The organism is Streptomyces javensis, from assembly GCF_039525925.1.
GTDB classification, from domain to species: domain Bacteria; phylum Actinomycetota; class Actinomycetes; order Streptomycetales; family Streptomycetaceae; genus Streptomyces; species Streptomyces asiaticus.
Genome location: NZ_BAAAIF010000002.1, coordinates 304,207 through 327,265 on the forward strand (window position 1 = coordinate 304,207; position 23,059 = coordinate 327,265).

General features: G+C 73.9%; 2 protein-coding genes and 1 pseudogene. All 3 read left to right on the forward strand.

Annotation, left to right across the window (positions count from 1 at the left end; translation table 11 throughout):
* Nucleotides 1-75 precede the first annotated feature (75 nt).
* The 3 genes and pseudogenes from ABD329_RS04040 (at nucleotide 76) to ABD329_RS04050 (ending at nucleotide 23,058) form a co-directional block, all read left to right on the forward strand.
* Complete coding sequence (locus tag ABD329_RS04040; protein ID WP_198275269.1) at nucleotides 76-8,265, forward strand: type I polyketide synthase; 8,190 nt, start codon at nucleotides 76-78, stop codon at nucleotides 8,263-8,265.
* 113 nt (nucleotides 8,266-8,378) lie between these two features.
* Nucleotides 8,379-16,385: pseudogene (locus ABD329_RS04045) on the forward strand (SDR family NAD(P)-dependent oxidoreductase); the annotation flags it as partial.
* A 400-nt stretch (nucleotides 16,386-16,785) separates the two neighbouring features.
* Nucleotides 16,786-23,058 (forward strand): type I polyketide synthase, encoded by a 6,273-nt coding sequence (locus ABD329_RS04050; RefSeq protein WP_198275268.1) that lies wholly within the window; start codon nucleotides 16,786-16,788, stop codon nucleotides 23,056-23,058.
* Nucleotide 23,059 lies beyond the last annotated feature (1 nt).

A 23,059-nucleotide genomic window follows, 5' to 3' on the forward strand; every position in this document is an offset into this window, starting at 1 on the left:
CGCCGCTTGTCCTGATCTCGCGGGGAGGAAAGGTTGGCCGGGTCCGTCGTGCCTTCCACGGGTGCTCATGCGTCGGTGCCGATCGCGATCACCGGTATCGCCTGCCGTCTCCCCGGTGGCCGGAACCCGGAGGAATTCTGGCGGCTGCTCAGTGCCGGGCAGGACGCGGTCGACGGGACCGCGCACGGGCGCTGGAGCGCCGAAGAGGCCGTCGAATCAGGCGGCTTCCTCTCCGATGTGGGCCATTTCGACGCCGCGTTCGCCGGGGTCAGCGCGGCCGAGGCGGCCGCGATGGATCCACAGCAGCGGCTCGCGCTCGAACTGGCCTGGGAGGCGATGGAGTCCGCGCGGTTCGTGGCGGACCCCGTTCGCGACAGTCGCTCGGGTGTGTACCTGGGGGTGTCGTCCGACGACTGGTCCGCCCTCACCCGCGCCCGCCGTGCGGCGGAGGACCGCTACACCCTGACCGGCACCCACCGCTCCATGATCGCCAACCGGGTGTCGCATCTGCTGCGGCTGGGCGGCCCGAGCATCACCGTCGACTCCGGGCAGTCCTCCTCCCTCGTGGCGGTGCACCTGGCCTGTGACAGCATCCGCCGCGGTGAGGTCGACCACGCCTTCGTCGGCGGGGTCAACCTCAACCTCGCCCCGGGCTCCGCGCGGGCGGTCGACGCGCTCGGCGTCCTCTCCCCGGACGGCCGCTGCCACACCTTCGACGAACGCGCCAACGGCTATGTGCGCGGCGAGGGCGGCGTCATGATCGTGCTCAGGCCGCTCGCCGACGCGCTGCTGGACGGGAACCGCGTGCACGGCGTGATCCTCGGCAGCGCCGTCAACAACGACGGCGCCGGTCAGGCGAATCTGACCACACCGGACCGCGCGATACAGAGCGATGTGCTGCGCGCCGCCTACCGGGCCGCGGGCGTCGAACCCGGTGCCGTGCAGTACGTCGAGCTGCACGGCACCGGGACCAGGGCCGGTGACCCGGTCGAGGCAGCCGCGCTGGGAGCGGCACTCGGCTCCGGACGGCCGGAGAGCACGCCCTTACGGGTCGGCTCGGTGAAGACCAACATCGGCCACCTCGAAGGCGCGGCCGGAATCGCCGGGCTGCTGAAGGTCGTACTGGCCCTCACCCACCGCCGGCTGCCCGCGAGCCTGAACTTCGCCCGGCCCAACCCGGCGATCCCGCTGGCCGAGCTGAACCTGCGGGTGCAGACCGAGACCACCGCATGGCCGGAGGAGGACCGGACGCTGGTGGCGGGGGTCAGCTCCTTCGGCATCGGGGGCACCAACTGCCACGTGGTGCTCGCCGAGCCGCCCCCCGCCGAACCGCCGCCGCCCGCTGAATCCCCGGTGGTGACGCCGTGGGTGCTGTCCGCCCACAGCCGACAGGCGCTGCGCGGCCAGGCGGACCGCCTCCTCGACCACCTGGACCGCCACCATCCGTCGCCCGCCGACGTCGGACACTCACTGGCCACCACGCGCACGCTCCTCGAACACCGCGCCGTGGTCTTCGACCGGGAGGAGCTGGTGGCACTCCGGGAGCAGCGGCCGGGCCCGGTGCTCGGAACGGCGCGGGAACCGGGGCGGACCGTCTTCGTGTTCCCCGGCCAGGGCTCCCAGTGGTCCGGTATGGGAGTGGCGCTGCTGGAGGAGTCGGCGGTGTTCGCCGCGCGGATGCGCGAGTGCGCACGGGCGCTGTCCCGGTTCGTCGACTGGGATCTGTTCGAGGTCCTGCGCGAACCGATGACCGGTGACGATGTCGTACAGCCGGCCACCTTCGCGGTCATGGTGTCGCTGGCCGAACTCTGGCGCTCCCACGGAGTGCGGCCGGACGCGGTGATCGGGCATTCGCAGGGCGAGATCGCCGCCGCCTGCGTCGCCGGAGCGCTCAGCCTGGAGGACGCCGTACGTGTCGTGGTGTCGCGCAGCAGGGTTGTCGAGGCGATCAAGGACCGGGGTCGTATGGGCCTGGTCGCCCTGCCCGCGGCCGAGGTCGAGCCGTTGCTGCCGCCGGGTGTCACGATCGGTGCGGTCAACGGCCCGCGTTCGGTCGTGGTGTCCGGCGACACCGAGCCGGTGCGGGAACTCCTGGAGTCCCTGACCGCCCGGGGGGTGTGGGTGCGCACGGTACCCATCGAGTACGCCTCGCACTCCCCGCATGTGGAGGACATCCGGCCGGCACTGCTCGATGAGCTGGCCGCCGTCCGCCCCACCCGCGCGGTGGTCCCGATGCTCTCCACCGTCACCGGGGACTGGGCCGACGGCACCGGACTCGACGCCGGCTACTGGTACCGCAACCTGCGGGAGACCGTGCGGTTCGAAGCCGGTGTGCGGGCGCTGGAAGCCGAGGGCTTCACCGGGTTCATCGAGTGCGGTCCGCATCCGGCCCTGGTCATGCCGGTCCAGGAGACCGCCGGGGCCGAGGCCGTCGTCGTGGGTTCGCTGCGCCGCGACGACGGCGGCATCGGGCGCTTCCTGCGGTCGGTCGCCGAGGCTCACGTGCAGGGGATGGAGGTGGACTGGCGGCCCGCCTTCCCGGACGGCCGTCCGGTGGACCTGCCCACCTACGCGTTCCAGCGCAGCAGGTACTGGCTCGGCGAGCCGACTGGCGGGCCGATCGATGAGCCAACTGACGAGTCGACCGATGAGCCGACCGGCGAGGCCGCTCACGAGGCCGCTCACGAGGCCGCTCACGAGGCCGCTCACGAGCCCGCCGCGGGCGCACCGCGGGCGTCGCGGCAGACCGCGGAGCAGCGACGTGACGCCGCGTTGCACCTGGTGCGCGAGCACGGCGCGGCTCTGCTCGACCGGGACGATCCGCGGTCGCTTGCCGTGACGGAGACATTCCGCGACCTGGGCTTCGACTCGCTGACCTCCGTCGAACTGCGCAACCGGCTCGTCGCGGCGACCGGCGTACCGCTCTCGTCCGCCGTGCTGTACGACCATCCGACCCCCGCGGCGCTGGCCGAACACCTCGCCGACCGGCTGGGCGGTGAGCGTCCCCGGGCCGCCCGGACGGCGGTCGCCGCCGCCCCGACGGCGACGGACGACCCCATCGCCGTCGTCGCCATGAGCTGCCGGCTGCCCGGCTCGGTGACCTCGCCCGAGGACCTGTGGGACCTGGTGGTGCGGGAACGCGACGCCATCAGCGGGTTCCCCGCCGACAGGGGCTGGGAGGTCGCCCCCGGCCACACCGCCACCCGGCAGGGCGGGTTCATCGACGGCATCGACCAGTTCGACGCGGCCTTCTTCGGCATCTCCCCGCGCGAGGCCACGGCGATGGACCCGCAGCAGCGCCTCCTGCTGGAGGGCACATGGGAGGCGCTGGAACGGGCCGGAATCGTTCCCGAGAGCCTGCGCGCCACCCCAACCGGGGTGTTCATCGGCGCGACGGCCCAGGACTACGGGCCGCGCCTGCACGAAACCGCGCACGGTGCCGAGGGGTTCCTGCTCACCGGCACCAGCCCGAGCGTGCTGTCCGGTCGGGTGGCCTACACACTCGGCCTGCGGGGGCCCGCCGTCACCGTGGACACCGCGTGCTCGTCCTCGCTGGTGGCCGTGCACCTCGCCGTACGGTCGCTGGAACAGGGGGAGTGCTCGCTCGCGCTGGCCGGCGGGGTCACCGTGATGTCGTCCCCGGGCATGTTCGTGGAGTTCAGCCGCCAGGGCGGTCTCTCACCGGACGGGCGCTGCAAGGCGTTCTCCGCCGGGGCCGACGGCACCGGCTGGGCCGAAGGGCTCGGTGTGCTCGTGCTGGAGCGCCTGTCCGACGCCCGGCGCAACGGACATGACGTGCTCGCGCTGATCCGCGGCACCGCCGTCAACCAGGACGGGGCCTCCAACGGGCTCACGGCGCCCAGCGGACCGGCGCAGGAGGAGGTCATCCGCCAGGCCATGGCCCGGGCCCGGCTGGCGCCGGACGATGTCGACGTGGTCGAGGCGCACGGCACGGGCACCGTACTGGGCGATCCGATCGAGGCGCACGCCATCCTCGCCACCTACGGCCAGGACCGGGAACACCCCCTGCTGCTCGGCTCGCTCAAGTCGAACATCGGCCATACGCAGGCCGCCGCCGGGATCGCCGGGGTCATCAAGATGGTGCAGGCCATGCGGCACGGCATCGCGCCGAAGACCCTGCACATCACCGACCCGACCACGCATGTGGACTGGTCGGCGGGGACGGTGCGCCCGCTGACGGAGGCCGCACCGTGGCCGTCGCGCGGCCGCCCGCGCCGCGCCGCCGTCTCCTCGTTCGGCATCTCCGGGACCAACGCCCACCTCGTCATCGAGGGCGTCCCCGCGCCCGATCCGGACCGGACGCCCGACAGCGGCAGCACCATGCCACTGCTGCTGTCCGGGGACACCGGGCAGGCGGTGGTGGACCAGGCACGGCGACTGGCCGTGGCGCTGACCGGGGCCGCCCCGGACGACGTCGCACTCTCGCTGGCCACCACCCGGCAGCACTGGCGGCACCGCGCGGTCGTCGTCGGCGGGGACCGCGACACGCTCCTCGCGGAGCTGGGCTCCCTCGAGGCCCACGACGTGGGCACGGCGTCGGCCGGTGCGCTCGCCTTCCTCTTCACCGGCCAGGGAAGCCAGCGCGGCCGGATGGCGGCCGAACTCCACGCGCGGTACCCGGTGTTCGCGGAGACGTTCGAGCGCGTGTGCGCCGGATTCGACGAGCACCTGGACGCCGGGCTGAAGTCCGTGGTGTTCGGCGGATCGGATCTGCTCGACCGGACCGATTACACCCAGGCGGCGCTGTTCGCCGTCGAGGTCTCGCTGTTCCGGCTGGTCGAGAGCTGGGGGCTGCGGCCCGACTACCTCGTGGGGCACTCCATTGGCGAGCTCGCCGCCGCGCATGTGGCCGGTGTGCTCGGCCTGGCCGACGCCGTGACGCTGGTGGCCGCGCGCGGCAGGCTGATGCACGCGCTTCCCGGCGGTGGCCGTATGGCCGCGATCGCGGCGACCGAGCAGGAGGTACTGGCCCAACTGCCGGGGGCGGAGGCAAACCCGGACGACGGGCACGTGGAGATCGCCGCCGTCAACGGTCCGCGGGCCGTGGTGATCGCCGGGGACGAGCGGGCCGTCGCCGGGCAGCTGCGCCACTGGGAGCAGCGCGGTCGCCGCACCCGCGGGCTGCGGGTCGGCCACGCCTTCCACTCCGCGCACATGGAGCCCATGCTCGCCGACTTCCGCGCGGTCGCGGAGAAGCTGACCTTCCACGCACCGGCGATCCCCATCGTGTCCAATGTGACCGGGCGGGTGGCCGACGACGGCGAGCTGTGCTCCCCCGAGTACTGGGTGCGGCATGTGCGCGCGGCCGTGCGGTTCGGCGACGGCGTGCGGTGGCTGTACGACCACGGCGTCACCGAATTCCTGGAGCTCGGGCCGGACGCCGTGCTGACGACGCTCGGGCCGGAGTGTGTCGACGGGGATGCGCGGTTCGTGCCCGCGCTGCGCCGCGACCGCCCGGAGGTGGCCACGCTCACCGAGGCGGTGGCGAGGCTGTACGCCCACGGTGTCGCCCTGGACTGGGCGGCCGTGTTCGACGGCACCCCGGCACGCCGTACGCGGTTGCCCACCTATCCGTTCCAGCGCAGGCGCTACTGGCTGGACCGGACTCCCGGCGCCGGTTCATCGCCGGGTGCGGTCGGGCTGCGCCCGGCCGGGCATCCCCTGCTCGGCGCGCGGATCGCGCAACCCGGCGGCGACGCCGTGGAGTTCACCGGTGTGCTGTCCACGCACACGCATCCATGGCTGGCCGACCACGTCGTGGGCGGCACCGTGCTCGTCCCGGCCACCGCCTTCCTCGAGCTGGCCGTGCACGCGGGTGGTGTGACGGGCTGTCGCACCGTCGAGGAGCTGCTGCTGACGGCGCCACTCGCCCTGCCGCCCCACGAGAGCGTCGAACTCCGGGTGGGCGTACGGGAGAAGGACGCCGACGGGCGCCGTGCGCTGAGCGTGCACTCCAGGCCGTCGGACGGCGATGCCGAGTGGACACTGCACGCGACCGCCACCCTCGTCCCCGCGTCGGCCGCCCCCCAGCCGGTCCCCGGCCCCTGGCCGCCGGTGTCCGCCGTCGAGTTGTCCACGCAGGACCTCTACAGCGGCCTGGCCCGGTGCGGGCTGGAGTACGGTCCGCGGTTCCGGCACGTGCGCCGGGTCTGGCGCGCCGACGACGAGGTGATCACCGAGGTCGAACTGGATGTGGCCCTCGCCGGGCGGGCGGGCGAGTTCGCACTGCATCCGGCGCTGTTCGACGCGTGTCTGCACGGTGCCGGTGCGCTCGGCCTCTTCGACGGCGGGAAGCTGCCGTTCTCCTGGCAGCGGACGGTCATCCACGCCACCGGCGCCGCCGCCGTCCGGGTCCACACCCGGCGTACCGGCGAGGACACGGTGTCGCTGAGGATCACCGACACCGCCGGGGGAGCGGTCGCCGACGTCGAGGCGCTGAGTGTCCGCACCGCCGCCCCCGTGGCGCACGGTGAGCCGTTCCTGACGGTTGACTGGGCGCCGGTCGCTCCGGCGTCCATGACGTACCGCGTCGCCGTGCCGGACCACGGCGATCCCTCCCGGTGCGCGGAGGAGCGTCCGGACCTCGTGGTGGTGCCGGTGGCCTCGGAGGCGGACCCGGCACTGCCCGGCGCCGCCCACGCGACGGCCGCCGGTGTGCTGGAGCTGGTGCGCTCGTGGATCACTGACGAGCGGTTCGCCTCGGCTCGGCTGGTGCTGGTGACGCGGTCGGCGGTGGCCACCCGGGACGGCGAGGAGGTTCCGGGCCTGGCGCAGTCCCCGGTGTGGGGTCTGGTGCGTACCGCCCAGCGGGAGCATCCCGGCCGGTTCGTCCTGCTGGACCTGGACGTGGACGTCGAAGCCGTACGGGCCGTTCTGGACGTGCTGCCGCCGGACGAGCCGCAGTTGGCGGTGCGCGCGGGAACGCTCCTCGCCCCTCGGCTGGTGCGCGGACCCGGGTCCGCCGCCTCCCGCGCATGGAACCCCGACGGCACCGTGCTGATCACCGGCGCGTCCGGAGGGCTCGGCCGGCTGATCGCCCAGCGGCTGCTCACCGAGCACGGCATGCGCCACCTGGTGCTGGCCGGCCGGCGGCCGGTGGACCTGGAGGGGTTCGGCCCCGGGGTCGGCTGGCGGTCCTGCGACGTCACCGACCGCGATGCGGTGGCCGGACTGCTGGCCTCGATCCCGGCCGAGCACCCGCTCACCGCGGTCGTACACGCGGCGGGCGTCCTGGACGACACCGTGCTCTCCGGGCTGACCACCGAGCGGCTGTCATCCGTGCTGCGGCCGAAGGTGGACGGGGCCTGGCACCTCCATGAGCTGACCCGCCACCTCGCCCTCGACGGGTTCGTGCTGTTCTCCTCGGCGTCCGGCGTCCTCGGTGCCGCCGGACAGGCGAACTACGCCGCCGGCAATACGTTCCTGGACGCCCTGGCCCAGCACCGCGCGGCCCACGGGCTGCCCGCCACCTCGCTCGCATGGGCCCCTTGGGAGCAGACGGGCATGGCCGCCGAGCTGTCCCCTGCCGACCTCGGCCGGCTGGCGGACATCGGCATGCCGACGCTGTCCACCGAGGAGGGCCTGGCGCTGTTCGACACCGCGCTGCACCGGGACACCCCGCTGCTGGTGGCGGTGGGCCGGAAGGCCGGACAGCCGCGGTCCGTGTCCGACGACCCGAGACCGCTGTCACATGCCCCGGTTGCGGTGGCGTCGAGGACACGGCCCGAGCCGGACACCTCACCGCTCGACCTGGTGCGGCGGGAACTGGCCGGCTGCCTCGGTCAGGACCCCGACGAGGCGATCGACCTCGACCGCGGCTTCCGGGAACTGGGCGTGGACTCACTGATCGCGGTCGACCTGCGCAACCGGCTCAACCGGGTCACCGGGCTCACCCTGGCCCCCACGGTCGTCTTCGACCACCCCACTCCGCAGCGGCTGGCCGCCCTGATCGCCCAGAAGCTGGCGCCCGCCGCACCGGAGCCGGTGGACGAGGAGGCGTTGCGCAGGGCCCTGGCCGCGCTGCCGGTGGCCCGTCTGCGCACCGCGGGACTGCTGGACCCCCTTCTCACGCTGGTGGCCGAGACGTCCGCCCAGGCCACGCCGACGGCCGACATCGACGCACCGGGCGGTCCCCACGGGCCGGACGCCGCCGACGAGTCGGGCGGCCTCGACGAACTGGACGGCCTCGACGAGCTGGACGCGGACGACCTGGTCAGGCTCGCCCGTCGCAGCCTGGAATCCTGAGCGAGCGGGAGACGACACCGATGAGCCAATCATCCGCCGCCGCGGTCACCGACGCGCTGCGCGACAGCCTCCGCGAGGTCCAGCGGTTGCGCAGGAAGAACCACGAACTCACCGCCGCCGCGAGCGAGCCCCTGGCGATCGTGGGAATGAGCTGCCGCTACCCCGGTGGCGTCCGCTCGCCGGAGGACCTGTGGGATCTGGTCGAGCGGGGCGGCGACGCCGTCACCGAGTTCCCGGTCGACCGGGGCTGGCGGCTGACCGAACTCTTCGACCCGGACCCGGCGCACCCCGGCACGTCCTACTGCGACCGGGGCGGGTTCCTGCACGACGCGGCCGGGTTCGACGCCGACTTCTTCGGCATCGGTCCGCGCGAGGCACTGGCCATGGACCCGCAGCAGCGGCTGCTGCTGGAGGCGTCCTGGGAGGCGCTGGAGCGCGCCGGACTCGTCCCGGGCACACTGCGCGGCAGCCGTACCGGAGTCTTCGCCGGAGTGATGTACCACGACTACGGGCCGCCGCTGGAACACACCGCGGGCGCGGTCGACGGCCACCGGCTGACCGGCACCACCGCCAGCGTGCTGTCCGGCCGCGTCGCCTACACCCTCGGGCTCGAGGGTCCGGCGGTCACCGTGGACACGGCATGTTCCTCGTCGATGGTGGCGATGCACCTGGCCGCGCAGTCACTGCGCGCCGGTGAGTGTTCGCTGGCGCTGGCCGCCGGTGTCACCGTCATGGCCACGCCCGGCACCTTCGTGGAGTTCTCCCGGCAGCGGGCGCTGTCCCCGGACGGCCGGTGCAAGTCCTTCGCCGAGGCGGCGGACGGCACGGGCTGGTCCGAGGGGGTCGGGGTGCTGGTGCTGGAGCGGCTGTCGGACGCGCGGCGCCACGGCCACCGGGTACTGGCCCTGATCCGGTCGACGGCGGTCAACCAGGACGGCGCGAGCAGCGGCCTCACCGCCCCCAACGGCCCGTCGCAGGAGCGGGTGATCCGCGCCGCGCTGGCGAGCGCCGGTCTGTCCCCGGCCGATGTGCACGCCCTCGAAGCACACGGCACCGGCACCAGGCTGGGCGACCCCATCGAGGCCCAGGCGGTGCTGGCCACCTACGGACAGCACCGTGAACACCCCCTGCTGCTCGGCTCGCTGAAGTCCAACATCGGCCACTCCCAGGCCGCGGCCGGGGTCGGCGGCGTCATCAAGATGGTGCTGGCCCTCCAGCACGACCAACTGCCGAGAACGCTGCACATCGACCGGCCCACACCGCTGGTGGACTGGGACAGCGGCGCGGTGCGGCTGCTCACCGAGCCCGCGCCCTGGCCGGACACCCAGGGCCCGCGGCGCGCGGCGGTGTCCTCGTTCGGCATCAGCGGCACCAACGCCCACGCCATCATCGAGCAGGCACCCGCGGCCGAACCGGCGGAGCCCGCGCCGGCCACGGCACCGCTGATCCTGACCAGCGTGCCGCTGGTGGTGTCCGGACGCACCCCGGAGGCGCTGAGGGCGCAGTCCGGCCGGCTGGCGACGGCGCTGACCGACGACGCGGACCTCACCGCGTACGGCGCCTCGCTCGCCCTCGCGAGGACCGCGTTCGAACACCGCGCCGTACTGCTCGGCCGGTCGGCGCCGGAGCTCCGCGCGGAGCTGACCGCACTGGCCCGCGACGAGCCCGGCGCCACCGCCACGCGCACCACGGCGGGCCCACGCAAGGTCGTGTTCGTCTTCCCGGGGCAGGGCCCGCAGTGGGCGGGGATGGCGGTGGACCTGCTGAGCACCTCGCCGGTCTTCGCCCGGGCGATGGCCGACTGCGAGCGCGCCCTGGCCCCCCACGTGGACTTCTCCCTCATCGACGTGGTGCGTTCCGGGGAGTTCGACCGCACGGAAGTCCTCCAGCCGGTCCTGTTCGCGGTGCTGGTCTCGCTGGCGGCGCTGTGGAAGTCCGTCGGAGTGGTGCCGGACGCGGTGATCGGCCACTCACAGGGCGAGATGGCCGCCGCGGTCGTCGCGGGCGCGCTGTCCCTCGAGGACGCCGCCCGCGCGGTCGCGCTGCGCAGCAAGGCCATCGCCGAGGGCCTGTCCGGCCGCGGCGGCATGCTCTCGGTCAACCTGCCCCTGGACGAGGTCCGGTCCCGTCTGGAGGGCTTGGAGGGGGTGACCGTGGCCGCGCTCAACGGCCCCACGTCCACCGTGGTCGCGGGCGATCTCCCCGCGCTCGCCCGGCTGGAGTCCGCCCTGTCGGAGGAGGGCGTCTGGTCGCGGCGGGTGCCCATCGACTACCCGTCACACTCCGCCCACGTCGAGACGATCCGGAAGCGGGTGGCGGAGCTGCTCGCCCCGGTCCGGCCCACCGCCACGTCCACCGCGTTCATGTCCACCGTGACCGGGGACTGGATCGACCCGGCCGAGCTGACCGGGGAGTACTGGTACCGCAACCTTCGCACCCCCATCCAGTTCGAGCCGGCCGTCCGGGCGCTGCTGGCCGCCGGTTTCGACACCTTCGTGGAGTGCAGCCCGCACCCGGTGCTGCTGGTCGGCATCCAGGAGACCGTGGACGACACCGGCGCCGGTGCGGCGGTCCAGGGCACCCTCCGGCGCGAGCGGAACGAGTCCGACTCCTTCCTCGGCTCGCTGTCCGCCCTGCACGCGCACGGCGTCTCGGTCGACTGGGCCACGGTGTTTGCCGGGGCCGGACACGGACCCGTCGAGCTGCCGACGTACGCCTTCCAGCACCGCCCCTACTGGCTGCCGAGCGGCGGCCCGGCGGATGTGCGGACCGCGGGCATGACGGCCGTGGAACACCCGCTGCTGGGCGCCGCGGTGCGCCTGGCGGACCAGGGCGACACCGTGTTCACCGGTGTGCTGTCCGCCGGTGCGCATCCATGGCTGGCCGATCCCGCCGGTGTGGACGCCGCACTGCTGGAACTGGTGGTGCACACCGCCGCCGAAGCCGGTTTCGACCGGGTCGACGTCCTGCGCCAGGTGTCCCCGCCACGGCTGCCCGACTCCGGAGTCCTCCGAGTACAGGTGCGCGTGGGCGCCGACGGCACCATCGACGTGTTCTCGCAGCCGGACGAGGAGACCCCGTGGACCCGCGACGCGACGGCGAGCGCCGTCGTCGCGCCCCCGGACACCGGGGCCGGTCCCACACCGTGGCCACCGGCCGACGCCGAGGCGGTGAGCCCGCCGGACGGCTCGTCCCCCCTGCTGGAGCGGGTCTGGCGGGCCGGTGGGGAGCTGTTCGCGGAGGCCGGTCTTGGGCAGGGGAGCGAGGCGGAACCGTACGGTCTGCACCCCGAGCTCGTCGGTGCGGCGCTGAGTCTGGTGACCGCCGAGGACGAGACCCCCGTCCAGTGGCACGGCGTACGTCTGCACGCCGCGGGGGCCGCATCGGTCCGCGTCCATCTGCTGCCGCTCGGCGAGCGCACCTACGCGCTGCGGATCACGGACGGTGCCGGTCAGCCCGTGTACACCGCCGAGTCCGTGACGCTCGGGGCGGTGGACACCGCGCGGACCCGGCACCACGCGCCGCTCCACCGACTGGAGTGGACGGCCATGCGGCTGCCGGACGGGGAAGTGGGCCGCTGGGCCCTGGACGGCGCGGATGAGCACGGGCTCCGCGCCGTCCACGCCGGAATCGGGCGACTGCCCACGGCGGGCGGGCAGCCGGACGTGGTGCTCGCCGCCTTCGGACCCGGCCACGGAGAGCCCGGCCACGCAGGTGAGGACATCGCCGCCCGGGCACAGGAGGCCACCTCACGGGCGCTGAACCTCCTCCGGTCGTGGCTCGCCGAGGAACACCCCGCCGGCGCGCGGCTGGTCTTCCTCACCCGCCGGGCCGTGTACGGCGGCACCGAGCTCCGGGACACCGCCGACGCCGTGGTGTGGGGGCTGGTACGCACCGCCCAGACCGAACACCCGGACCAGTTCGTCCTCGTCGACCTGGACGGGACCGAAGCGTCCCTGCGCGCACTGCCGGGCGCGCTCGCATCGGGCGAGCCGCAGATCGTCCTCACCGAGGGGAACGCCCGCGCACCACGGCTCGTCGCCACGCCCGCCGTGGACGGCACCCCGCCCGCCCTCACCGGCACCGCGCTGATCACGGGCGGAACCGGTGCGCTGGGATCACTCGTCGCCCGCCACCTCGTCGCCGAACACGGGGTACGCCACCTGCTGCTGACCGGCCGTCGTGGGGAGGCCGCCGAGGGCGCCGCCGGGCTGCGCGCCGAGCTGGAGTCCATGGGCGCCGAGGTCACCGTCGCGGCCTGCGACGCCGCCGACCGCGACGCACTCGCCGCACTGCTCGCCTCCCTGCCCGCCGACCGGCCGCTGACGGCCGTCGTGCACGCGGCCGGAATCGTCGACGACGCCGTCATCACCTCGATGACAGACGATCAGGTGGCACGGGTGTACCGCCCGAAGGTGCGGGCCGCGGTCAACCTCCACGAGCTCACCAGGGGCGCGGACCTGAAGGTCTTCGCGCTGTTCTCCTCGTACTCCGGCCTCGTGGGCAACGCCGGACAGGGCGCCTACGCGGCGGCCAACGCCTTCCTCGACGCACTCGCGCAGACCCGGCGCGCACAGGGCCTTCCGGCCGTGTCGATGGCGTGGGGCCTGTGGGCCGAGCGCGGCGGTGTGACCGCCCACCTCGCCGAGGGGGACCTCGCACGACTCGCCCGCGCGGGAATCGACCCGCTGACCGCGGACCACGGACTGGCCCTCTTCGACACCGCGCTCCGCGCCGGCCACCCGGTGACGGCTCCGGTACGCCTCAACCTCTCCGCACTGCGCGCACAGGCGGGCGCCGGCACGCTGCCCGCCCTGCTGCGCGGACTGGTCAGGACCCCGGCCCGGCGAGCCTCGGACACCTCGGCCCAGCGGCCCTCCGCGCTGGCCGAACGGCTGCGCGAACGTCCCCGGTCCGAGCGGCCGCGGCTGCTGCTCGACGTGGTCCGTGACGAGGTGCTCACCGTGCTCGGGCACACCGAGTCCGGCTCCCCGGACCTGACCCGCCCCTTCCGCGACCTGGGGTTCGACTCGCTGGGCGCCGTCGAGCTGCGCAATCGCCTCGGTGCGCGCACGGGGCTGCGGCTGCCCACCACCGTGGTCTTCGACCACCCCAGCCCGGCGGCGCTCGCCGACCATCTGCTGGCCGAACTGCTGGGCGTGGCGACCGGGTCGGAGGAGCGGCCGAGGGCCGTCGACACGACCGGCGACCCGATCGCGATCGTGTCGATGGCGTGCCGATTCCCCGGCGGCGTGTCCTCCCCCGAGGACCTGTGGCGGCTCCTCGACGAGGCCCGTGACGCGCTGTCGCCCTTCCCCGGGAACCGGGGCTGGGACCTGGACCGGCTGTACGACGACGACCCGGACCGGGCGGGCACCAGCTACGCCCGCACCGGCGGCTTCCTGCCCGACGCCGACCGCTTCGACGCGGCGTTCTTCGGCATCTCCCCGCGCGAGGCGCTGGGCATGGACCCGCAGCAGCGGCTCGTCCTGGAGTCCGCGTGGGAGCTGTTCGAACGGGCGGGCATCGACCCCGAGACCCAGCGCGGCAGCCGCTGCGGGGTGTTCATGGGCACCAACGGCCAGGACTACGGCGCGGGGATCGCCCCCGGGACCCTGGACGCCGAGGGCTATCTGCTCACCGGAACCGCGGCGAGCGTGCTGTCCGGGCGGCTGTCCTACACCCTGGGCCTCGAGGGACCCGCGGTCACCATGGACACGGCCTGCTCCTCAGCGCTGGTCGCCCTGGACGCCGCGGCCAAGGCGCTGCGCGCCCGGGAGTGCACGCTCGCGGTGGCGGGCGGCGTCACCGTGATGTCCACCCCGAACGCCTTTGTCGAGTTCTCCCGGCAGCGCGGACTGGCCCCCGACGGGCGCTGCAAGGCGTTCGCCGCGGCGGCGGACGGCACCGGCTGGTCCGAGGGGGTCGGCCTGCTGCTGCTGGAACGCCTCTCCGACGCCAGGAGGAACGGCCACCAGGTGCTGGCCGTGGTCCGGGGGACGGCCGTCAACCAGGACGGCGCCTCCAACGGGCTGACTGCGCCGAACGGCACCGCCCAGCAGCGCGTCATCCGGCAGGCACTCGCCGACGCCCGGCTGGCCCCCTCCGAGGTCGACATGGTCGAGGCGCACGGCACCGGTACGGCGCTCGGCGACCCGATCGAGGCCGGAGCGCTGCTGGCCACCTACGGCCAGGACCGGGAGAGCCCCCTGCTGCTGGGCTCGGTGAAGTCCAACCTGGGCCACACCCAGGCCGCCGCGGGCGCCGCCGGGGTGATCAAGGCGGTACTGGCGATGCGGCACGGTGTCGTCCCCAGCACGCTGCACATCGATGAACCCACTCCGCATGTGGACTGGTCGGCGGGCGCGGTGTCCTTGGTGACCGAGCCCACGCCATGGCCGTCGGCCGACCGGCCCCGCCGGGCCGGAGTCTCCTCGTTCGGGATCAGCGGCACCAACGCCCACGTCATCCTCGAACAGGCCCCGGCCGAGAGCGCGCCCCCGCCGACCACTCCGACGGTGTCCACCCCCGTGGTGCCGTGGGTGCTCTCCGCCCGTGGCGCGGCGTCCCTGCGGGCCCAGGCCGCCCGCCTGCGCTCCTGGCTGACGGACCGCCCGGACCACCACCCGGCCGATGTCGCCTGGTCACTGGCGACCGGCCGGTCGCTGATGGCACACCGCGCGGTGCTGATCGGCGACAGCCGCGAAGACCTGATGGCCGAACTGGCCCGTCTCGCCGACGGCGAGCCCACCGGCGGCGCCGGCCGGGCCCGGCCGCGGCGGCTCGCCATGGTGTTCTCCGGGCAGGGCAGCCAACGGCCCGGTATGGGACATGAGTTGTACCGTACGTTCCCGCGGTACGCGGCCGCGTTCGACGCGGTGTGTGCCGAGTTCGACCGCCACCTCGCACTGCCGCTGCGCGATGTGGTCCTCGACGCCGACGCCGAGGTCCTCGACCGCACCGAGTACACCCAACCGGCCCTGTTCGCGATGGAAACGGCCCTGTTCCGCCTCGTGGAGCACTGGGGAGTCACTCCCGATCTGCTCCTGGGGCATTCGATCGGCGAACTCACCGCGGCACACATCGCCGGAGTCCTGTCGCTGCCCGACGCCTGCGCGCTGGTCGCCGCGCGGGGGCGGCTCATCCAGGCCCGGCCCGCGGTCGGGGCGATGGCCGCGATCGAGGCATCCGAGGAGGAGATCGTGTCCGGTCTCGGCCCCGGCGTCGAGCTCGCCGCCGTCAACGGGCCGTCCGCCGTGGTGATCTCCGGGGACGCCGCCGAGGTCGACCGGGTCCGCGAGCACTGGCGCTCGGCCGGACGCAAAACGAGCCGGCTGCGGGTCAGCCACGCGTTCCACTCCGCTCATCTGGACGGCATGCTGGACGAGTTCCGCACCGTAGCCGAGCGCATGAGCTACCGGGCGCCGGCCATTCCCGTGGTGTCCAACCTGACCGGGAAGGTCGCGAGCGACGAGGAACTGTGCTCCCCGGAGTACTGGGTGCGGCATGTGCGCGGATGCGTCCGCTTCGCCGACGGGGTGCGCTCGGCCGAGGCCGAAGGCGTCACCGCGCTCCTGGAGCTCGGGCCCGACAGCACCGCCGCCGGAATGGCCGAGGACAGCGTGTCCGATCCGGGCTCGACGGTCGTCGTGTCCGCGCTGCGCCGTCACCGCGACGAGGTGTCCGCGCTCACCGGAGCGCTCGCCGAACTCTCCGTGCGGGGTGTCCCCGTCGCGTGGTCCTCGGTCCTGGCCGACCGCGGCGGCAAGCGCGTCGATCTGCCGACCTACGCCTTCCAGCGCGAGCGCTACTGGCCCGCGGGCGACGTGGCCGGGGGCCCTGTCGGCGGCATGGCGACGGAGTACGCCACGGACCTCCCGGAGCCACCCGACCCCGAGCCGTATGAGGTTCTGGAGCCCCCGCTCGCCGAACGGCTGGCCCCCCTGACCCGGGCCGAACGGGCCGGTCTGCTGCTGTCGGTCGTCCGCCAGGACGTCGCGGCGGTGCTGGGCCACCGCACGGTCGCCGAGGTGGAGCCGACCGTGTCGTTCGCCGAGCTGGGCATGGACTCCCTGGCCGCGGTCCGGCTGCGGAACGTACTGGCCAGGCGCGCCGGTACCGAACTGCCCACCGCCATCACCTTCGACCACCCCAGCGCGGCGGCGCTCGCGGAGTACCTGGACACCGTCGTCCTGCCCGACGACCGGCAGCGGATCGACGCCGTGTTCCACCGGCTCGACGACGTGGAGTCGGCGCTGCCCGCCGTACGTGCCGACCGTGCGGCGCGCTCCCGGCTGGCCGCCCGGCTGCGGAGCCTCAGCAGCCGGCTCGACGAGGACCCCGGCGAACTGGACGAGGTGGACGGCGTCCCCGACGAGGAGCTGTTCCGGCTGATCGACGAGGAATTCGAGCTGTGAACGTGTCCCTGTGCCACGGGCCGGGTGCCCGCGGCCGCGCTACCCGGGCGCCCGCCTTCGACGCCGCGCCATTCGATGTGACTGACGAGGAGTTGGGTGTCCGATGAGTGAGCAGAAGCTCCGTGACTACTTGAACCGGGTCACCGCCGACCTCAAGCGCACCCGTCGGTCACTGCGCCGCTACGAGGCCATGGCCACCGAGCCGATCGCCATCGTCGGCATGGCCTGCCGCTACCCGGGCGGTGTGCGCACCCCCGAGCAGCTGTGGGAGCTCGCCGTGTCCGGAGTGGACGCGATCACCGAGTTCCCCACCGACCGCGGCTGGGACCTGGCCGCGCTCCGGGACCGCGTGGCCACCGAGGCCAGCGGGTTCCTGCGGGACATCGACCGGTTCGACGCCGAGTTCTTCGGGATCAGCCCCCGGGAGGCGGTCGCCATGGACCCCCAGCAGCGGCTGCTGCTGGAGACGTCATGGGAGGCGGTCGAGCGCGCGGGCATCGCCCCGGACTCTTTGCGGGGCAGTGACACCGGCGTGTTCGTGGGCACCTGCGCCCAGGACTACCCGGAGCTGCTGCGGGACACCGCCGACCAGGTCGAGGGCTATGTCGGCACCGGCAGCGCCGCCAGCGTCATGTCGGGCCGGATCTCCTACACGCTCGGGCTGGAAGGCCCCTCCCTGACGGTGGACACGGCATGCTCGGCATCCCTTGTCGCGCTCCACTCGGCGGTGCGCGCGCTCCGCGCCCGGGAGTGCTCGCTGGCGCTGGCCGGGGGCGTGGTGGTGATGACCACGCTCTCGCCCTTCCTGGAGTTCACCAAACAGGGCGGCCTCGCACCGGACGGCCGGTGCAAGTCGTTCTCCGACGACGCGGACGGCACGGCATGGTCGGAGGGGGCGGGCATGCTCGCCCTGCGACGGCTGTCCGACGCCCGGCGCGACGGCGACGAGGTGCTGGCCGTGATCCGCGGCTCCGCCATGAACTCCGACGGCGCCTCCAACGGTCTGAGCGCGCCGAACGGCACCGCACAGCAGCAGGTCATCTGGAGCGCGCTGGAGAACGCCGGGCTCGCGCCCGCCGACGTGGACGCCGTGGAGGCGCACGGCACCGGCACCCGGCTGGGCGATCCGATCGAGGCCGGGGCGCTGCTGGCCACCTACGGTCAGGACCGCGAACGCCCCCTGCTGCTGGGCTCGTTGAAGTCGAACATCGGCCACTCCCAGGCGGCGGCCGGGGTCGGCGGCGTGATCAAGATGGTGGCGGCGCTGCGCGCGGGAGTGCTGCCCGGTCTGCTCCACTTCTCGGCGCCGTCCTCGCGTATCGACTGGGCCTCGGGCGCGGTCTCCCCGCTGGCGCGGACGACCGAGTGGCCGGCGACCGGCAGGCCGCGACGTGCCGGAGTGTCGTCGTTCGGGGTGTCCGGCACCAACGCGCACATCATCCTCGAGCAGGCACCGGAGCCCGAGACGCCCGAGCGTCGACCGCTCGTAGCGGACGAGCGGGTGGTGTGGCAGCTGTCCGGCAGAAGCCTGCCCGCGCTGCGCGCCCAGGCGCGAGCGCTGGTGGACCACCTGGAGGCCCGGCCGGACCTCGCCCCGGCCGACCTGGCCTACTCCCTGGCCACCACCCGCACCCGGTTCGAGCACGGCGCGACCGTGGTCGGGGACCGGAAGGCCGCGTGCACCGCCTTCGAAGCCCTGGCCCGTGGTGAGGAACCGGGTTCCCTCACGCTGTCCGCCGCCCGGGTCACCGACTCCCGTCCGGTGCTGGTGTTTCCGGGGCAGGGGTCGCAGTGGGTGGGCATGGCGGTGGAGCTGTGGGAGTCCTCGCCGGTGTTCGCCGAGGCGATGAGTCGGTGTGCGGTGGCGTTGGCGCCGTTCGTGGACTGGTCGTTGCTGGATGTGCTGGGGGACGAGGCGGCGCTGGGGCGGGTCGATGTGGTGCAGCCGGTGTTGTGGGCGGTGATGGTGTCGTTGGCGGAGGTGTGGCGGTCGTTCGGCGTGGTGCCCGCCGCGGTGGTGGGGCATTCGCAGGGGGAGATCGCCGCGGCGGTGGTGGCGGGGGTGTTGTCGCTGGAGGACGCGGCGCGGGTGGTGTGTGTGCGGTCGAGGCTGATCGCGCGGGAGCTGGCCGGAGGTGGGGGCATGGTGTCGCTGCCGTTGCCTCTGGCCGAGGTGGAGGGCCTGATCGCGCCGTATGGCGATGGGCTGGTGGTGGCGGCGGTGAACGGTCCGGAGTCGCTGGTGGTGTCGGGGACGCCCGAGGCGGTGGCGGCCCTGGTGGAGGACGAGCCACGAGCCCGGCGGATCGCGGTGGACTACGCTTCCCACTCCCCGATGGTGGCGGGGATCCGGGACGCGGTCCTGGCAGGGCTGTCATCGGTGCGGCCGGTCGCCGCCGAGGTGCCGTTCTATTCGTCGGTGACGGGTGGCCGGGTGGACGGTGCCGAGCTGGGCGCGGAGTACTGGTACACCAACCTGCGGGAGCGGGTGGACTTCCAGGGCGCGGTGTCGAGGCTGGTGGCGGGCGGGTTCCGGGTCTTCCTGGAGATGAGTCCGCACCCGGTGCTGACCACGTCGATCGAGGAGAGCGCGGAGACCGTCGCGCTCGGCACCCTGCGACGCGGCGAGGGAACCCTCGACCGGATCCGCCTCTCGCTCGCCCTGGCGCACCAGCACGGGATCCCCGTGGACTGGAACGCCGTCTTCCCCGGCGCCACGCGCGTGGAACTGCCCACGTACGCCTTCCAGTACCAGCGGTACTGGCCTCGCGCCGGTACGGCCGGGGTGGACGTCACCGCGGCGGGCCTGAGCGTCCCGGAGCATCCGCTGCTCGGGGCGGGGATCGAGCTGCCCGGTGACGACGGCCACCTGTTCACCGCCCGCCTGTCGCTCGCGACCCACCCCTGGCTGGCCGACCACGCCGTGGCCGGGACGGTGCTGCTGCCCGGGACCGCCCTGCTGGAGATGGTCATTCACGCGGGCGACGAGGTCGGTTGCCACCGGGTCGACGAACTCGTCCTGGAGAAGCCGCTCGTCCTGCCGGAACAGGGGGGTGTCCAGATACAGATACGCGTGGACCGGCCCGCCGCCGACCACCGCAGGACCGTGCGGCTCTTCGCCCGCGGTGGCGGCAGCTGGGCGCAACATGCCTCCGGCACCCTGTCCACCGGTGAGCACGAGGGCCGCGACTCCGCGTCCGCGATCACGTCCTGGCCGCCCCCGGGCGCGGACGAGATCGAGCCGGCGGGGGTGTACGACGCCCTCGCCGAGGAGGGATACGGCTACGGCCCGGCGTTCCGGGGCCTGAGCACCGCATGGCAGACCGAGGACGGCGTCTGCGCCGAGGTGGCGCTTCCCGAGCACGTGCGGGCCGAGGCGGGCGCCTTCGGTCTGCACCCCGCGCTGCTGGACGCCGTTCTGCACGCCACCAGCCTGCTGGGCAGCACCGGTGTGCTTCCGTTCGCCTGGAGCGGGGTGCGCCTCCACGCGAGCGGGGCCACGTCCCTGCGGGCCCGGCTGCGCGGCATCGGCCCGGACACCGTGGAGCTGACCGTCGTCGACCCCGCGGGCGCACCGGTGCTGACCGCGGAGTCCCTGGTGCTGCGCCGATACACCGCCGTGGACTCCGCCGTCGACGCCCCGCTGTACCGGCTCGCCTGGCGGCCCGTGACCGCCGAACCGGACCGCGCCCGTACCGTCGTCGAGCTCGACCCGCGGACCTGGGCACTGCCCGATACGAGCGCGGGCGTCGACGCGGCCGTGGTCCGCCTCGGCCCGGTGGGCGAGGACATGGTGCCCGCCACCTACGAGCTCACGGCACGGGTGCTCGACCTGGTGCGGGCGTGGCTGGCCGAGCCACGGCTGGAGGAGGTCTCGCTGGTCTTCGTGACCGAGGGCGGCGTGGCCGTCGGCGACGAGGACGTCGTGCCCGCGGTGGCGGCCGCCCGCGGCCTGATCCGGTCCGCGCAGACCGAGAACACGGGCCGGTTCGTCCTGGTGGACACGGACGGGCCGGGCGTGCCGGACGAGTTGGTCCCGCGCGCGCTGGCGAGCGGAGAACCCCAGCTCGCGGTGCGCGACGGCGCCCTGCTCGCGGCCCGGCTGGCCGAGCCCGGCACACTGCCGCCACCGGCCGGCCCGGCATGGCGCCTGGAGACCACCCGGAAGGGCAGCCTCGACGACCTCGCCCTGATCCCGTGGCCCCGCGCCGAGGAACCACTCGGACCCCTGGAGGTCCGGGTCGACGTACGGGCTGCCGGGGTGAACTTCCGCGATGTCTTCGACGCGCTGGGCATGAACCGGCGTGCGGCGACCCCGCTGGGCGCCGAGGTGTCCGGTGTCGTGCTGGAGACCGGCCCGGACGTGACCGGTCTGCTCCCCGGCGACCGCGTGTTCGGCCTGACCGTCGGCGCCTTCGGGCCGCTGACCGTCACCGATCACCGACTGCTCGCGCCGATGCCCGACGACTGGACCTTCGCGCAGGCGGCGTCGGTGCCCGTCGTGTTCCTCACCGCCTACTACGGTCTGCTCGACCTCTCCGAGGTGCGCGCGGGACAGTCCCTGCTGGTGCACGCGGGCGCAGGCGGCGTCGGCATGGCGGCCATCCAACTCGCCCGGCACTGGGGTCTCGAGGTCTTCGCCACCGCCAGTGAACCCAAGCAGCACATGCTGCGCCGGCTGGGCGTTCCCGATGACCACATCGCCTCCTCGCGCACCCTCGACTTCGAGCGGCGCTTCCTGGAGGTCACCGGTGGCCGGGGCGTCGATGTCGTACTGAACTCGCTGGCCGGCGAGTTCGTGGACGCCTCGCTGCGGCTGCTGCCGAGGGGCGGGCGGTTCGCCGAGATGGGCAAGACCGACATCCGTACCCAGGTGCCGGACGGGATCGGCTACCGCGCCTTCGACCTGGCGGAGCTGGAGCCCGACGCCGTACAGGAGCGGCTCACGGCCCTGCTCGAACTGTTCCGTGACGGTGTGCTGAAGCCACTCCCGGTGTCCACGTGGGACGTCCGGCGCGGACGCGAGGCGTTCCGGCACATCAGCCGTGCCCAGCACATCGGCAAGGTCGTGCTGACCATGCCGCGGCGCTGGAACCCGCGGGGCACCGTCCTGATCACCGGCGGCACCGGCGGGCTGGGCGTGTCACTGGCCCGCCACCTGGTGACCACGCGGGGCGTACGGCATCTGCTCCTCGTCAGCCGGAGCGGACCGGACTCGCCCGGCGCGGCCCGGCTGGTCGAGGAGCTGGCCGAGCACGGGGCCCAGGTCCTGGTGCGCGCCTGCGACGTCGGCGACCGCACGGCGCTGGCGGACCTGCTCGCCACCATTCCCGACCAGCACCCGCTGACGTCCGTGGTGCACGCGGCCGGGGTGCTCGACGACGGCGTGATCCAGTCGATGACCCCCGAACGGCTGGCCACCAGCCTGCGCTCCAAGGCCGACGGCGCCTGGCACCTGCACGAGCTGACCCGGGACCTCGATCTCGCCGCGTTCGTGCTCTACTCCTCGGCCGCCGCAGTGATGGGCAGCGCGGGCCAGGCCAACTACGCCGCCGCCAACGCCTTCCTCGACGCACTCGCCGCCCATCGCAGGGCCGCGGGCCTGCCCGCCACGTCGATCGCGTGGAGCCTGTGGGCCGAGGCGAGCGGCATGACCGGCGCGCTGACCGCACGGGACATCGACCGGATCGCCCGTTCCGGGCTGCCCGCGCTGTCCACCGCCGAGGCGCTGGCCATGTTCGACGCGGCGGTGGCGCGGGACGAGCCCGCGGTCGCCGGAATGCGCCTGGACCTGCCGGCCCTGCGGGCCGCCGCGTCCGCACCGCACATCCTGTGGGCACTGACCGGCACCACCGGCCGCAGGCACGCCGACACCGGAGAAGGCGCCCTCGGCGACCGCCTCGCCCGGATGAGTCCGGGAGACCGTTCCGCCGAGCTGACCAGGCTGGTGCGGACACAGGCCGCCGCGGTGCTCGGCCACCCCGACGACGGGTCACTGGAGGCCGACCGCCCGTTCAAGTCGCTCGGCTTCGACTCGCTGACCGCGGTGGAACTGCGCAACCGGATCGGTACCCAACTCGGCCTGCGGCTGGCCGCCACCATCGTCTTCGAGCACTCCTCGCCCACCGCACTGGCCGAACACCTGTCCTCCCGCATCGGCGGCGACCGGCCCCAGGAGGTTCCGGTGCTCGCCGAACTGGCCCGGCTGGAGGACGCCTTCGCCCGGTTCGACGGCGACCCGGGGGTCCGGGAGCAGGTGATGCGCCGACTGTCCGCACTGCTCGTGACCGACACCGAGACCCAGGACACCGATCTCGGCGAGGCCACCGACGAGGAAATGTTCGAGCTGCTCGGTAAGGAGTTCGGTATCTCATGAC